This is a genomic window from Paenibacillus sp. FSL R10-2782, from assembly GCF_038592985.1.
GTDB lineage: Bacteria > Bacillota > Bacilli > Paenibacillales > Paenibacillaceae > Paenibacillus > Paenibacillus terrae_C.
Map to the genome: position 1 here is coordinate 3,758,668 of NZ_CP151951.1, position 16,762 is coordinate 3,775,429.

Consider the following 16,762-nt stretch of genomic DNA (forward strand, 5'->3'; position numbering starts at 1 on the left):
TTTAGTCAAAATCATGCCTAATAGACTTGTTACTCAACCTTGAACTGTCTTAATTCGTCTTGAAGCTTATTGGACAATTGACTTAATTGCTTGGATAGTTCAGCAACCTGCTCGATGCTGTCCGATTGTTCCTGTGTGCTGGCGCTCACCTCTTCAGTTGAAGCGGAATTCTCCTCCGTGGTGGAAGAGATGATCTCCAGCGCCTGCAAAATCTCATCTTTATGCTTGTGGACTTTGGAGGTATTGTTGCTAATCTGGATCATTCGCAATTTCAAATCTTCCAAATCCTTGTTAATGCTAAAGAATACTTGCTTGGTGTTATCCACCGATCTAGCATTTTCTTCTGCAATTTTCAGACCATGAGCCGTATGCTCAACCGATACACTTGTTTTTTCTTCAATCACACGTACCTTCTTGTAGATTTCCTGTGTCGCCAGTGCCGTCTGCTCAGCCAGCTTGCGAACCTCCCCGGCAACAACGGCAAACCCTTTGCCCTGTTCTCCTGCGCGTGCAGCTTCAATGGAAGCATTGAGCGCCAGCAGGTTGGTCTGTGTTGCAATTTGATTGACCGTGTCCACAATACCCGAAATTTCATGACGGCTCAGATCAATCTCCTGAATAATAGACGACATCGCTTGTGTGGAATTGTGATTTTCTTCCGCCCATTTGGATAACTGATCAACTACAGTCAGCCCCAGTCCGCTTTGTTCGACAGAGACTTGCACCATCGATTCTATGGCTTTGGCATCATAGACAATTTCGTCAATCTGGCCGGACAATGCCCCAGTTTTTTGTAAAATGTTCTCTGTTTCAATGGACTGGTAGTTCGTCGCATTGGCAATCTCATTAACTGCTGTCGCAGTATCGTTCATCGTTACCGCGGTTCTGGAAGAAATGGATTGCAAATCTTGAGAAGACTGATTCAAGACCTGAGCCGAGCTACCCACCATTTGGAGCATTCCTTGAATTTTTTGAACCATATGGTAAACTCCTTGAGAAATTTGCCCGATTTCGTTGTTGGAATGCGTATCAAACTGAACGGTTAAATCTCCATTTTCAATCAGCTTGATTTTTGCCAGCAATTTCGGTATTGATCTCAACAGATAACGGAGAGTTATATAACAAATCACAACCAGCAGGATTGTAGCTGCGGCAAATCCGCCAATGGTAAGCCAGGTAAAGGCTTTTAATTCTGAGAGCACCTCTCGTTGAGAAATAGTTAATCCCACGGACCACCCGGTATCTTTACTGGTTGCATACCCGATATAACGACGTTCTCCATTATCATTAAACAGTTGTACTCCAGACTCGCCGGAAATCATTTTCTTTCCGACCTCCCCAGGCTCACCTGGGATTTCGTTAATCTTTTCTTTCAGCACTTTAGTCTGATCGGGGTGATACAAAATATCACCTGTTTTGGATGCAAGAATTGAATAACCAGTGCTTCCGAGCGAATAGCTTTGCATAAGGGCAGGGATATCTTTGAAGGCAATATCAGCTGCGGCAAATCCAATTAATTGGTTACTGTTATCTTTGATCGGATAGAAAATACCCATGAGCACACTACCCGTAGCGACATCAATATAGGGATCCGAGTAGTATAAACCGTTTGCTTCAACAGCTGGCTTGAAGAACGGGCGTTTTTGGATATCGTAATCCGGTTTGGAAGCAGCACCATCATTCTGAAGAAAGAAGCCTTTGCCAGATATTCCTGCAATCCAGGCATCGGCAAAAGATGGCTCTGCCTTTACAATGGCTGCCAGAGTCGCTTCTGTTTCCGCAGCATATGGAGAAGTTTTCACCATTTCTGACGATTGAGTTGTTTCTATGTATTGCTGAAAAAGGTTGTTCGTTGACATTTGTTTGACAAGCGATCCCTTTTCCTTAAACAACGCATCGAACTGGCTGACGATGGCCTGCGTCTTGGTCTGAAGCATGGCCTCTTGCTGCTTGATAAGTATGCTTTGCGTGCTTGCAAACATAAATGTCCCCAAGGTTGCAAAGACGACAACGATAATGACTAACAACACAATCGCTAATGTGTTCGCAATGCTGGATGATCTGAATACGCGCTTTTTAATATTTTGTGACATGCTGCCATCTCCCCAAGGAATATTGAGCGAAAAGCTCTTAGATAATATGTCGGAAGTTTGCAGTTGTTTGAATAGGTTTTTAGTATACACAATTTAAAGTTTTGAAAGCTGATCACCTTCGGCAATGTCCCTGCCCCAGACTCCAACGCGAATTAGACAGCACCAAACATTTGATTGCATACTCTTATTCTCAATTCTCTGTATGCGCCTTACCCTGCTAATCTCTGCACTTGCCATAACAACAGCGCAAAGAGCCTGCGTCGGACGCAGACTCTCTTATTAATGAATTATAAGAACACACGTTTTCACGCACTTAGAGCGATCCAGCGATCAATACGTAAACTTCCATCCTCAGACATTAACCCAACTGCATCGTTGTGATACAAGTATCATTGTTCTCATATGTAGAGAATTCAGTTTCTGCCCTTTTTCCTTCATGATTCACGCTAATCCGGTATGTCTTATCCCTAGGCAGCCATAGATCAATAAAGCCATTGGATTGCGACTGCATGGCCACATTCTCCATGATGACATTCCCCTCGGAGTCGTGGACCGTAACACTGAACTCTCCATTTTTTATTTCACCCTGGCAGCCAGTTAGACTATGAGTTGCACAAGGGTGGGTCTGTTCCATATATGGCGCAATCGAAAGAAAAAACTCGTTGTCAGGCAAATCATAAGTCATGGTTTGGGTATCGTCCCCTGTGACAATCAACTGACTGGAATTAATGGAAGCAGACTGGGCTGTTGCTTTGCCTGCACTGAGATCATGCACCAATTGCCTGATATTTGTCTTCCCCTGGTTGTCCGCCCCTTCTCTCTGAATATTTCCTGCAAGCAGGTACGTCCCCAATGCGGCAACAACCAACCCTGAAGCGACCAAGATCCCTTTTTTCATCTGGAGTTCATCTCCTCGTCCGTTTTGTATTATTATAAGGGAGAACGCATCGTAATGGGCAAAATGCAGTGCTGAAGTCACCAGATATTCACATATCTGAATTGTGGTTCTGACATATTTGTATACCTATCCCTGTGTTAATAAATTCCTTTTGTACAAGAGAGGTGGGCCTTATATGATCTATATTGCATTGCTGCGGGGCATTAATGTGGGTGGCAACAACAAGATTAATATGAAAAAGCTCAAGGAAACGTTTGAGAAGGCAGGCATGAGCCATGTGACGACTTACATCAACTCCGGAAACATCATTTTTTCCAGTGAAGTTCAATCCAACGAGGAGCTGTCGCTCCAGCTGGAGCAGGCGATTCTTGAGGATTTTAGCTTACCGATCCGGGTTATCGTTCGCAATATGGCGGAAATCCAGGCCATTATGAAGGCATTGCCGGAGGAATGGTCTAATGATACTCAGATGAAAAGTGATGTATTGTTTCTGTGGGATGAAATTAACGATATTTCCGTTATGGAGAAACTTCCTTTGAAGCCGGGAATAGGCAGTATAATGTATACGCCTGGGGCCATTCTGTTTTCTGTCAGCAGAGAACATGTCACAAAAAGCGGGATGACCAAACTGGTCGGCTCCAGTCTGTATCAGAATATGACGGTGCGGAATGTGAACACGACCCGGCAGATTTATAAGCTGATGCAAACGGCTGAGCAGGAAGAGTTACGTGCTTTAGACTCCTGATTCAAGCCTCCGAGAGTCAACCGTAGAGGATAAAATCAAAAAGGGAGCCTGCTTACGGCTCCCCGGACTGACTTCGTTACATTTTAAAACCGTCAACCAGTTCATTTAATCGGGCAGCGATTTCCTTCACCTGATCAGATTGTTGCGCCACTTCAAGCGACCTTTCCGTCGATGAAACCATGTTCTCAGCAATGTGCTGGGTAGATACGGCAGACTGTTCGCTGGCTGTTGCAATCTCATGGATAGCCCTCACCATGGTTTGAATCGTTGCGTTCACCTGCTTAGAGGTGGCATTCAAATCATTGACTGTATTCGTATGCTCAACTACATCATTGTAATATTGTTCTGCCGTGTCCTCAAGCAGCTGATAATCCTTGCTCACCTGCCCTTGCAGGAAGTGTAGCAATTCTTCAGCATTGGTCGTCAAATGGGCTACAGATTGCACAACCTCTTGAGTAACACTCTGAATTTGGTCTACCGCCTGCTTGGAGCCATCTGCTAGCTTGCGAATCTCGTTAGCCACAACCGCAAATCCCCGCCCTGACTCACCGGCACGAGCCGCTTCAATGGAGGCATTTAGAGCCAGCAAATTGGTTTGCGCCGTAATTTCCAGAATAGACTGGGAGAGTATACGAATTTGGTCTACCGCCTTGGCTTGTTCCAGCGCTTCCGTCATCTTTTCACTAGCCTTCCGGTAAATCTCCTTGGACGCTTTATTGGACTCACTAGCCTCATGCTTCAACGCTTCGGCCCTTAGGCTTGTAGCATAGGCAGACTGAGCTTTTTCCTGAGTTTTAATCGAAATGTACTCTGCCGCCTGTTGCATTTCATCCGCGGAATGATTCATGTTTTCTGTATATGCCGAGGTCTCCTCCATCGCTGCTGACAGTTGTTCGACCGTAGCCGATACGTCCCTAATCCGCTCATTGAGATCAGTCATATTATGATTCGTCTGATCACTTAGCTGATTAATTTGGCGAGATTCATTGATAACCCCCGTAATAACCATTGAGGTCGAATCCGTCATTTGTTGAATGGCACGTGCAATGACAGCGATTTCGTTATTACCCTTGAGCAGGGTCGGATCAAGGGCTGCCGTTAAATTTCCTTGGGTAACCGCTTCACAGTATTTCGTAATGGTGCTCATTCGGGAACGGATATTCCGAATGGCCGAAAAGGAGATCATACTAAGAACAGCCAGCACTAGAGCCAGAATCACGATCAAAACAACTGTGCGCATTTTAATTTCATTTTGCGTATTTTGATATAGGTTGGCCGATTGTTCATTGTTGTAATCGGAAATATCGGTCAGTATCTTAACAATTGCCGTACTGGATGTATTAATCCGGCCTCTCTCTTCCTTGTCATACGTTCCGGTATTTTTTTTGACTGCCATAATCTGCTCAATATTCTGATAATAGGTGTCTATGCTGCCTCTTAATTCCTTGTACAATTTCTGTTCCTTCGGATCCAGATTCTTTTGCGAGAATTTATTTAACCCTGATGTAACGCTGTCTTTTCCCTTCTGTACCTGCTTATATTGTTTATCTGTGTACTCCTCATTATCGAGTACCTTGGTATAGTTGGCCCGCATGTTATAAAAATCACTTTTTACCTCCAGAATATTCGTTTGGTGTTGGAAACGATCCATATACAAAATACCTTGGCCCTCTTTTGCTTGATACATGCCGAAAACCCCTACCAACGATATAATGAGCAAACCAGCCAAGCTGATTAAGATCATGGAAACCATCGTTGTCGTGACCTTTAAATCTCTAAATCCTTTTACTTTTTTAGTGCTGTCTGATAGTTTTGTACTCATCAAAACTCCTCCAGTCGTCTATGTATAATAGATCACGTTGCTCCCATAATCACTATCCCCTAAACAATACGAAATTAAGAGATTACACCGTGATGATATATATATCGGAAGAAAGCGTTTAATATTGTAATAAAAATAACAATCCTGCTAAAATAAAGTATATTCATTCAAGGATAGTGAGCTTGAGGTTGAGAGTGAGATTGAGATTGGTAAATCAGGATTTTGCAAAATTCGATTCCAGTCGCTCCGAAGTGCAATATATAGACGAACTAGACCATTTCGATTTATATATTGTTCATGGGAAGCCGCTTATTGGATTTTTGCAAACTCCTCAAATATGACTATTATTTTAGGTGCTCAAGTATTAAGGTGCTACATAGGGATGCCTATTTTGTTGGCCATAGATTGGGATGTGTTTCCAAAAAATACCCCATCGCTTCTATTGAGCAATGGGGTACGCACCTTTTTAACGGTCCCGGTTAACCATATAATTCATTAAATGCTTCAGAAAAGCGATATTGCGGGGTATCTCTTTCAGCGCTTCCATAGCAAGGCAATAATGCTCCCACATTTCTTTACTGGCACCCTCCTGACCCAGGGTGGACATGAAATTCGAATTGTTGTTCTCAAAATCCTTGCCAACAGGTTTTCCCAGTAAGAGCAGATCTCCCTCCACATCAAGCAAATCATCTTTAATCTGAAAGAAAATCCCCGCATGATAAGCGAATTTCTTCAAAGCGGCAATTTCCGGCCCCTTGACCTGTGCGAGCATGGCAGGCATCACCAGACAAGCCTCAAATGCCACTCCGGTTTTGTAAAAGCACACCATATTCAACTGCTCCAGTGTCAATTGTTTTCCTTTGGAATCCAGATCCATCGCCTGTCCCATACACATATCTTCTGCCTTTTGAGCTGAGTATTGTATCAAAGCAAGTACATTCTCGGCATTGAACTGGCTAAGTGACGATTGTTCCCCAATCGCCTTCTGGATCAGATACAATCCGGTTAATTCCGCGGTAGCGCTATTGTGTACCTGATGCAAGGTTTGACGTCCTCTGCGGGTAGACGCATTATCCTGAGAAGGCAGATCATCGAAGATCAGGGATGCGGTATGCATATACTCCAATGATCTCAGAAGTGGTACGATTGCCGATGCGTTCAGTCCATATTCGTTCACACCCATCACCCAAGTCAATATAGGCCGTATTCGCTCCCATCCCCTTCGAGACTGTAATTTGCTGCATCAATAAGCTGTTCCTTCATCGCCTGAATCCCTTGAGGCTTGGTAATTTTCAGTTGGTTGTTAATCTGATGGCGGACTGTTTGGATCGTATTGAAAAAGTCCTTCTTTTCTCTGGAATCGTTTTTCAGACTGGTAATCATCTGGTCCCGAAGCAGTTTATCGAAGAAATCTACATCGTCCGCTTTTCGCACCATCTCTTGGATAAGTCGATTGAATTCTGGAATTCCGGATGCAAAAATCTCCATCATTTCGTTATACTTTTCTGTACCCACACGTTCTTTATAACGTTTGAGTCCATTCATGGCACGATCCAGTATCACCTCACAGGCCATGGCATCGGAATCATACACGTTATGGATCAAATAAGAGATGACTGCCCAGTACAATTCAAAGGGGTTGATAAGATCCGAACGCTGATCATGATATTTTAAATAGTAGGTATAGGGTGTTACCGCACCGTCTCTCATATCGTCAACCATATCTGCCAAAATCATCAGCCAACTGGTTATAGATACCATAAAAGAATGTTCGTTGCTCAAAGCCCTCATCCTCAGGAGCACCAATCACGGAACGGACGATCAATCGGGAAGAAGAAGATTTTAAAATGACAGGTATATAAAGCTCTTCATTGGTGTAATTAGCACGCGTTAGGTTCTTGAGACGGTCGATATCCTGAGAGTGGAAAAAAACATAGGACTGCTCGAAAAGTGTTTGCTGTGTGTCCGGCCGCTGATGTTCCTTAATGTACTCAAAAGCATTCGATAGCTCCGAATGCATGTATTGAATCAACTTCATGTTATTTCCGGTCCACTCGCCCAACTCAGGCACAGCTCCAGTGAGAAGCGCGGTACGTATCATACGGGAGTATTGTTCTTTCTCTTGAACGGTCAAAACCTGGGAATCGAGCAGATCGTCAATGAAAGGATAGGTTAGACCATAGGAATAACCAAGCCTGATGGCTTCATCCAGCCTGCAAGCGCGTTCCGCAGGTGATACTTTATCGTCCATTTCTTCTATCACATGCAGAATAACCCCGATTATGATCTTAATCAGTTTGCGCTGGGCTTGCTCGGCATCCATTTCTTTTGGAATATGGGAGGATACAGACCTAAGCTTGTTGATCACCCAGATTGTGGCGGTTTCTATGCCTTCCTTCTGCGCCCACCGATACACCCCGGCCAAATTCATAAATTCGGGCTGGTCTCCCTCGTTTGCATTGGTGGATTGAATCAAGTGTTTCTTTATGTCAGCAATGACACGCTTAATCCGGGTCTGTGTGTCAATAGAATTCAGAGCTTTGCCTAAATCCCTCATATAAATATAGGAGACGCTTCGATCCAGGTAATCATCCAATTTGCCTGTATAATTCAGCCATTGAATGTATCTATGATAATCCCGAGTATCAGGCTTTTTATTTCCCCGCGAAAAGAAGGATAGCCATGAAGGATGATGAATATGATTCCTTTTCCACATTTGTATATCTTCTGTCAGCGTAGTCACATAAGTCTTGTCTACGACCTGTGCATAAAGTGATGCAAAATACTGAACCGCCTTCTGCTCAGCCACCTGATACCCTGTATTGGCATGATTTATAAATTTCTCATTCATACGATGCGTTACCTCAACTTCTATTTTTGTTAAACATGGTTGCATTTCTTCCCTGACGGGAATGGGGCGGATCATGTTTTTATCTTTATACGGGAAAGAATCTGTGAGGTTACGAAATTATCCTGCTGCTTACCGAAATACACTTATTGGCTTCATCAAGCAGATGTACCTTTACTGACTGGTCTGATACCGTTCGAATTATATAGTATAATCGATTTTAAACCGTCTGTTGTTCTGCTTACCTAGTTATATTATGAATGTTATGAATAGGAGGTTGTGTGATTAATATGTGAAGGTCACTCATAAGGGCCTGAATTCCAAATAGATGGAGCCTATGACTGCCTTGGGAAGCTTAGTCGATGTAACAAGAGCAGAATGTACTGCTACGCATGTGTTAACTTATATTATTTCGAGGTGTTTTTATGGAGTGGCTGGAAACGATCAGATTATGGAACCAAACGCCGAGCCGGATTTGATTATACTGCCGGATTATCACGACAAAGCAACCTATGGACAGTACCAAAAAATTGCCCCAACTATTGCAGTAGCTTGGGGTGGTGATCCAGACGTGGTGAATACATTGCGGACGTTTGGCGACATTATGAATCGGAACACAGAAGCAGAATCCTGGATTTCCAAGTTTGAGAAAAAATTGCAGGGCATTCGGGCACAAACTCACATCCCTATTAAAGCAGATACTACCGCGATATCTTTCATTATTCACAAGGGAGAGGTACTGCTTGGAGGGGAGGGCGGTACGCTCGGAAAATTGATCTACCAAGATTTCGGTTTCCAAATGCCTGAGCAATTCAAACCCTATGCCGATGGCGGAACTGCTCTTTCCATGGAAGCTCTGGTTCATCGTCCGGCTGACTATTTCTTCACTCAAATGACAGATCAAGAGTTGAAGCAAACCATGCAGCTGTTCAGCGAGCCCGTGTATCAAACGATTCCCGCTGTGAAAAATAATCACATTATTAATGTTTCCCGTGATAAATGGAACTATGGCCCCTACCTGGTGGATGAGGCTGTCGATTCGTTGATCGAACAAATATCACAAATTCAGCCATAGGAATATACGAGCCAATAGCGAGAAGTCCAATACCATGGGCAGCTCGCTATTGGCTATGCTGCTCCCATGCAACATGGGTTATAAGAGCTCATTGTTTCTTTTTTCTTCTCTCATATCGAATATATAACTCATGAGTCGCTTCTAACCAACTCCTCCTGAATCCAGCTTCCTTTAGTAGACAGTTGCAGCAAATCGGCAGAGACCTGCTTGACCTGCTCTTGTAGCACATGTGGCTGATCCGTTCCTTCTAGGAAGCGACTCAAAAAATGAAGAAATACATCTACCTTCCTGAGCAGCATCAATACAGGCAACGCATCAATCTCAGTGCGGGACAGATGAACTCGACGGCAAAAGCCCCGGCAAAATTCCCGAACGGCCTGCGTCTCCTCCGGTTGTCCCAAAAAACCTGATAAGATGACCGCTGGTTCCATGGCCCGAACGTCTAGCGTACAAAATTCAAAATCAAGCAGTGCAGTCACCTGGCTATGATCGGAATCCTTTACTAACAAATTGGAAGCGTTCAAGTCCCCATGCACAAGCTGATGCGGCAATTCTTCCAATGCATGAAGCGAATCTGTAATCTCTTCATATACTTTTCCTATCCATCGCAGCTCGTCATGCAGAGCTTTCAGAGGCTCAGGCGGATTTAGGCAAACCTCTCGAACGATCTCTTGGTTGCACAATGGATAGGATTGCTGCAAGGCGTAATACGGTCGATAGACTGGAGTCAGTTCAAGCTTGAATGTCGCAAGCACAGCAGATAACACCCCCGTAACCTCGCCAAAAGAATAGGCAAAGCTTGAATCCTGCTCCAATGGTGATTTGCCTTCGATGTATTCGAAAAGACAGACATATTTGCCGCCTTCCATCTCAAGCTGAACGACGGTCTCTCCCGTTACCGTTCGCATTGGCATCGGTACCCTGAATGACAGAGAATGCTTACTTAGCGCCTGCAAAACCGTATGCTCAAATTCGATTTTGTCCCTGTCCCTATGGGTATCGTAAACACGCAGCACCCCGCTTCGCCTAGCGCTCTTTACAAAATAAGTCGTATTATTCCATCCCCCGGTTCGTTTCTGCAGTGTTCCGTTCCACTCCGGCCAGTGCCGTCTTAGTATTGCTTCCAATGATGTATCCTCCCTCTTGCCGGAAATAAAGGCATCCAGCAACCTATCATTTCATCAGCCTTGAGCTTATGAATTTGCAGCTATTATAACAAATATAGACGCCCGTTAGAATTGGACATCTATTACATCATAAAACAGTCATAGCGGTTATATGATCCTTCATTTCCTCAACTGTTTGTTGCGGATATTTTGCGGGGTAGCACCATATGCCGTTTTAAATTTTTTACAGAAAAATGATATCCAACCTGCTTAAATATCATTGCTAAGCTAAAATTTGCTTATCCCTATCTTCCTAGTCAAATTTTTGCTCAACTTTCTTTCCATCTCTCCGCATCCTTACCGCCAATATGAACTATTTATTTAACCTTCTGAGCTACAGGCTCTCTATTACCTTTTCCTTTTCTTACTCTCAACATAATGATAGCCATAACAGCTACCAAAACCGCTATGAGAGCAAAGGGAATGTATTTGTCTACCCGGTACAGGGTGGTCGTCAAAATAGGAGCAATGATCGCAGAAATGCCCTGAACAGCAGCCACTAAACCAGCGGCTCCCCCCTGCTGTTCTTTACTGACAGCAAGAGAAGCACCAGCCATAAATCCAGGCATCAGTAAGCCCGTACCTATACCAAACATAAAGAATGCTAAATAGTAGACTACCAAGCTGGTTGACATGAGAAATAACAGCATACCAGCAATAAGGAACAGAGAACCGAGCAAAATCATCGGCTTGGGTTGCCATTTAAGCCATTTCATCTGAACGATCTGTACGATTAACATGGCTGCCCCCGAAAACATCAGCCCAAAGGAAACGACTCTTGCTGTTTCTTCAGATGAAAGGCCTAATTGATCTTGAAAATAAAACCCGCCTATAACCTGGATAGTCACAATACTAATCATCGTAACCAAACCTGCAAACAAATACATCCGTAGTCCAGACTGAAATGGGTTAATCCGAGCCGGCTTTTGCTGAATAACAGGTTTTGCAGCGGGAATCGCCAGCAGAGCCACTACAAATGCAACAGCGGCAATCACGATCCCAAAATACAAGGGCCATAACAGCCCTATTAAAGTAAAGGTACCTGCAATAGCGGGCCCAAATACCAGTCCAAGCCCATTGGCTGCGCTAATGATAGCCATCCCAGTACCTCGATCTTCTCCCTCCGTCACATCTCCCATATAGGCTTGGGAAGATGACAATACCGCCGGGATAAACCCGCCTATCAAACCGCGTGTAATAATCAGCAGGACTAATAACAGCCACCCGCTGAGCCATCCATTTAACCCGCCAAAAAGAGTAAGCGTAAACAGCAAGCAACTTACACACATCCCTATGAACCCAATCAGGATTACAGGTTTGCGTCCTTTTGCATCACTCAGATTTCCCCATACTGGAGCCATTAAGGCCATGGTAATGGAACCTAGCGAAATGATTAACCCGGAATGACTTTCCCTTAATCCTAATTCACGAATAAGGGACGGCATAATTGGAGCAATGAGCATGAGCCCTAGCATAGCCACAAATACACTAAAAAAGATGCTCCCTTTTATTCTATTCATCCTCGTACACTCCTCTGTTATAGATTCTCTCTATGCAGAAGTATACGAGTCATAGCACAACCCTACTGCCTATATACGGATTATTCTACGGTTAAACGGATTTTTATTTTAAAATACTTTCTTTATGGATGATGGCTTCACTCCGTATTCGCGGAAAAATTGCTCTGAAAATGCACTCACATTACTGTATCCTACAGCCATCGCAGCTTCTGTCACATTACTTTCTTGATTGCGCAGCAGCTTCATTGCATAATCGAGACGAATTTGTCGCAAATAATCAAATACAGTGGTTCCAAAGCAGGCTTTAAACCCCTTTTTTAATTTAAAATCGTTAAGACCCACCTTTTTGGATAATGTGATCAGTGAGGGAGGATCAATCATGCTCGATTCAAGTACCTGTCGCGCCATATGCAGCTTTCTGACATCTTCTCTGGACAAGCCTTCGGGCATAGGGGTTAAATCAAATAGTTGAATCATCAGCCTGTTCAAAATTTCTAATGCGGCTGCTTCCATTAGCAGAGGGGATCTATGCTCATTTTTCAGGTCTTTTATCAAATGCTCAATCATCGCTATAATTCTATGATCCAGATCGAAACCAAAATGATTAAATACGCCCCCTTTGAGAATTTGATTAAAATCAATAACCAGCTTCCGATGAGCGACCAACTGTGAAGCCGCATAATTAAACAACGAAACAGGGATGCCCAGTGCAAATGATGTATATTGCTCATTAAACGGAGGATAAAACCAGGCTTTGAAATCCTGCAGAAAAATAAGTGCCCCTTGCCCCTTCGGGAGTGTATAATCCAGACCAGCCACATCCACATGACGTTGACCGGACAGCGCAAACTGTAGTTCAATCATTTGCCCGTTGAAAGCAAAGCTGGTAGGGTACGGCTCGTGATATTGAATATTCGAATACACAATTTCAATTCCGCTGTAAGTTGTAACGCGGTTAATCTGTCCATGCCCCGCTTCCGGTAAAATCATATAGGTATGTTCGTTCTGCTGCTGAAACGGATTTTTTTCCAAATAGTGCTGGTATATTAATGATAATGAATTTGAATCCACAAGCGTTCACCTCAAATGTATTCATTCGTACTGATCCTATAAATGAGAATCATTATCATTAATCTTAGCTGAATATGAACAGTTTGACCAGACTTATTGGAGTAAGCTTGTACGCTCCCCCTATTCTTATCCCTCCACATCACTAATATCCTGTCCTTTTATAATAAAAGGCGGGTCCCTTTAGCTAGCTCTTAGCGAGACTTGCTGAATGAGTGACCCAGTTTCTCCCGCCACTCTTGGAAGCATACAGAGCTAAATCTGCTTTATGAACAATCGATTGCTCAGTATCCTCTTGTGTAACCGTGGCCACACCAATACTCACAGTAATCGTATACTCTCCCCAATCCATGGAGGCGGTCGTGGAGCGATATCTCTCTGCTGTAAGAATGGCCTCCTCTTGATTGTTGTCTGGAAGAATAATTACGAACTTCTCGCCTCCATACCGGGCGACAATGTCTATATCCCGTGACATGGATTGCAGTAATTCAGCCAGATTAGTGAGCACCAGGTCGCCGACCGAATGACCATAAGTATCGTTAATACTTTTGAAACGTTCAATATCAATGATAAGCAGCGAAAAAGATAATCCAGTCTCTTGAAAGGATGCGAGGCCAGCTAGTAATTTATCCTGAAAATATCTTCTATTTTTAAGCCCGGTTAGCGGGTCGGTTGATGCCATCGCTTCAAGTTGAAGATTGATCCTCACCAACTCCCGCTGTTTGAATTCATATTCTTCGTGCAACGAAAACAATAAAATTAAATCTTTCGAAGAGTATTATGATACTGCACTGTTAAACAAACATTACTCATAATGACTGACTATTTGAAAAAGTCCCGGCCTGTGATCTACATTTCCATTACGGAATGCACAATTTTACAGACCGAGACTTTTTTCATTCTTTATTCTGCGTTAACATCATCCGTGATTTTTTCTACTAGCCCTCTCAAGCCGTGGTTGGTTACATTTAATTGATCAATAACATTCATAAATTCCGTTACAAGCTTGGCTTGCTCTTGGGAGGAAACCGCAATCTGCGTGATCTCCTGTTCCATGTTATATACCGACTGTCTGACGGCTTGCAAGGACTGTTCAATCCGTCCGGTTGCTTCCTTCGTACCTGTAGACATTTTGCGGATTTCTGTAGCGACAACGCCAAAACCCGCTCCTGCCTCACCCACCCGGGCTGCTTCAATTGCTGCATTTAATCCAAGCAAGTTTGTCTGCTCTGAAATTTCCTTAATGTAGCCGGCCACTTCTGTCACATTACCGGAATCTTCGACCGCCTTTTTCGTATTGCTCAAGATTTCTTCGGCCGTCGCACTAAGCTCCTCCGATTGGGCCGCCACATGCTGAATCCCTTCAACTAGCTTGCTTGTTACTTCCTCGGCTTGAGTCATCAACTTTTTCAATTGATCTTGATTATCCATACTATAGGTGATACACATCACTGCCTCAATCTCATTCTGTTCATTCTTAATCGGATGAAAGTAAGAATCAGCGGCGATTCCAAAAACTTCAGCAGCATAACGCTCTCTGGTCTTTTCACCACCCACTAACTTTTTGAAATTTCTGTGGTCGTCAGGAAGAGGGTCGCCTGCTTTGAAGTCATACACTAAACTTTTACCTGATTGAAAGAACAGAAACTTTTCACTATCCATTACAGAAATTGAAACATCTTGTCGTGCAGCGTCCCTGATAAACGGCATAGCGGCCAAAACAGCTTCAACTTGATTCATAATATGTATCCACTTCCTTTTATTTTGATACATGCTCTATCCTTTATTTCGACATTTTTACCCAATGTGTTTAGTCAATTTAAAATTACAATTCATTTCCTTCATACGTATACCATGTTCATTTTCTTTCAGGTAGTCTCATATAAGTCATCGTTGTCGAGAATTTTCGCATGTTTTCTGTTACTACTGGAAAAAAGGTTTGTTGAGGCTATATTCAAATAGCGCGTACCAATGGAGCTTCGGCACGCGCTGGTTGTATATATTTTCAAGACCCGTTTTTGGGTTCTCTCCACTCGCTATTCAGACGTTAAGGTTTAATCCAACTGCTCTCCATTCGTTTCTATTACGTTCTTATACCAATAAAAGCTCTTCTTTCTGGATCTGGAAAGTGTACCGTAGCCTTCATTGTCCTTATCAACGTAAATGAAGCCATAACGCTTTTTCATTTCACCGGTTCCTGCACTTACCAGATCAATACATCCCCACGGAGTATAGCCTATCAAGTCTACTCCATCAGCAATGGCTTCTTTCATTTGCTCAATGTGTTGTTTCAGATAATCAATTCGATAATCATCGTTAATTGAACCGTCTTCTTCCACTGTATCTACGGCACCGAGACCATTTTCAACAACCATTAATGGGATTTCATATCGGTTATAAATGTTATTGAGGGACCATCTTAATCCCTGTGGATCGATTTGCCAGTCCCAAGCACTTGCTTTCAAATGAGGATTCTTTAATCCCATGGATAAATTCCCTCCCACCTTCTCCTGGTTGGGATCGGCACTGACACAGGTAGATGAATAATAACTGAAGGTATAGAAATCCACACAGCCTTCTTTAAGGATATTCTCATCATTTTCTTGCATGGCGATATCAATATTATTTTCTTTAAAATATCGCTTGGCAAATCCGGGATAAGCTCCTCTTACTTGAACATCTGGACACAGGAAATTGCTCAAGTTATCCTTTTGTTGGGCCAGCAGAATATCATCAGGATGACATGTAAGTGGATACGAACACATATAAGCAATCATACAGCCGATTTTAAAGTCCTTGTTGATTGCATGACCCAGCTTTACTGCCTTTGCGCTGGCAATAAATTGATGGTGCAGAGCTTGATACAGAACCTGCTCATCTTTCACTGTAGCATGGGCAAGCTCTCCATTTCCCTCCGGCATCATAGCCCCAGCCATGAACGCGCCAAAAGACAAGGTTAAGATATTGATTTCATTAAAGGTTAACCAGTATTTCACGACATCTTTGTATCTGTTAAAAAGCACTTCACAATATCTCACATAAAAATCGACCACTCTGCGATCTGACCAACCATTATATTTTTGGGTTAAATGAAACGGTGCCTCATAATGTGAGATCGTAACCAAAGGCTCAATATTGTACTTTTTCAATTCTGCAAATACGCGATCATAGAACTGTAAGCCTTGCTCATTCGGTTCTGTATCATCTCCGTTAGGAAATATTCTTGACCAGGCAATGGACATTCTAAAGACTCTGAATCCCATTTCCGCAAATAAGCGGATATCCTCTTGATAGCGGTGGAAAAAATCAATAGCCTCGTGACTTGGATAGTTCACTCCTTCCTCCAGTATAGGCGTAATTCTTCGTGAAGTCGTATGCGTTCCGGCTGTAATCACATCAGCGGTGCTTAGTCCCTTGCCATCTACATTATATCCACCTTCAAATTGGTTGGCAGCCGTAGCCCCTCCCCATAAAAATCCTTGTGGAAATTCCTTAGTTATATTTTTCATTCTTCAATTCCTTCCCAA

The 16,762-nt window shown here is 43.2% G+C and carries 11 protein-coding genes and 1 pseudogene; 2 read left to right on the forward strand and 10 right to left on the reverse strand.

The window, feature by feature from the left end:
- Positions 1-29: 29 nt before the first annotated feature.
- Both NST83_RS16985 and NST83_RS16990 read right to left on the reverse strand, forming a co-directional pair.
- Complete coding sequence (locus tag NST83_RS16985; RefSeq protein ID WP_342415018.1) at positions 30-2,093, reverse strand: methyl-accepting chemotaxis protein; 2,064 nt, start codon at positions 2,091-2,093, stop codon at positions 30-32.
- 358 nt (positions 2,094-2,451) lie between these two features.
- Positions 2,452-2,991, reverse strand: a complete 540-nt coding sequence (locus tag NST83_RS16990; protein ID WP_342415019.1) for a CueP family metal-binding protein — start codon at positions 2,989-2,991, stop codon at positions 2,452-2,454.
- A 175-nt stretch (positions 2,992-3,166) separates the two neighbouring features.
- Between NST83_RS16990 and NST83_RS16995 the strand changes: the two genes are divergently transcribed.
- A complete protein-coding gene (locus NST83_RS16995) occupies positions 3,167-3,736 on the forward strand; it encodes a DUF1697 domain-containing protein (RefSeq protein ID WP_342415020.1) in 570 nt (189 codons plus the stop codon).
- 76 nt (positions 3,737-3,812) lie between these two features.
- Here the strand turns inward: NST83_RS16995 and NST83_RS17000 are convergent, their stop codons facing one another.
- Positions 3,813-5,558 carry a methyl-accepting chemotaxis protein gene (locus NST83_RS17000; RefSeq protein ID WP_342415021.1) on the reverse strand — a complete coding sequence of 582 codons (1,746 nt, stop codon included), beginning with the start codon at positions 5,556-5,558 and terminating at the stop codon, positions 3,813-3,815.
- A 466-nt stretch (positions 5,559-6,024) separates the two neighbouring features.
- Positions 6,025-8,409 (reverse strand): annotated as a pseudogene (locus NST83_RS17005) (polyprenyl synthetase family protein).
- Positions 8,410-8,836: 427 nt separating this feature from the next.
- Here NST83_RS17005 and NST83_RS17010 point away from each other — a divergent pair.
- Positions 8,837-9,481, forward strand: a complete 645-nt coding sequence (locus tag NST83_RS17010; RefSeq protein ID WP_342415022.1) for an ABC transporter substrate-binding protein — start codon at positions 8,837-8,839, stop codon at positions 9,479-9,481.
- Between the two features lie 128 nt (positions 9,482-9,609).
- Here the strand turns inward: NST83_RS17010 and NST83_RS17015 are convergent, their stop codons facing one another.
- The 6 genes from NST83_RS17015 to NST83_RS17040 all read right to left on the reverse strand — a co-directional run bounded on the left by NST83_RS17015 (position 9,610) and on the right by NST83_RS17040 (position 16,744).
- Positions 9,610-10,608, reverse strand: coding sequence for a phosphotransferase (locus NST83_RS17015; RefSeq protein WP_342415023.1), 999 nt, complete (start codon positions 10,606-10,608; stop codon positions 9,610-9,612).
- Positions 10,609-10,964: 356 nt separating this feature from the next.
- A complete protein-coding gene (locus NST83_RS17020) occupies positions 10,965-12,167 on the reverse strand; it encodes an MFS transporter (protein WP_342415024.1) in 1,203 nt (400 codons plus the stop codon).
- A gap of 108 nt (positions 12,168-12,275) precedes the next feature.
- Positions 12,276-13,238 carry an AraC family transcriptional regulator gene (locus NST83_RS17025; RefSeq protein ID WP_342415025.1) on the reverse strand — a complete coding sequence of 321 codons (963 nt, stop codon included), beginning with the start codon at positions 13,236-13,238 and terminating at the stop codon, positions 12,276-12,278.
- A 184-nt stretch (positions 13,239-13,422) separates the two neighbouring features.
- Positions 13,423-13,944, reverse strand: a complete 522-nt coding sequence (locus NST83_RS17030) for a GGDEF domain-containing protein (RefSeq protein WP_342415026.1) — start codon at positions 13,942-13,944, stop codon at positions 13,423-13,425.
- 194 nt (positions 13,945-14,138) lie between these two features.
- The gene (locus tag NST83_RS17035) at positions 14,139-14,975 is read right to left on the reverse strand and encodes a methyl-accepting chemotaxis protein (RefSeq protein ID WP_342415027.1); all 837 of its coding nucleotides are present in this window, start codon (positions 14,973-14,975) and stop codon (positions 14,139-14,141) included.
- Positions 14,976-15,289: 314 nt separating this feature from the next.
- Entirely contained in the window at positions 15,290-16,744 is a 1,455-nt protein-coding gene (locus NST83_RS17040; RefSeq protein ID WP_342415028.1) for a 6-phospho-beta-glucosidase, read from the reverse strand.
- Positions 16,745-16,762 lie beyond the last annotated feature (18 nt).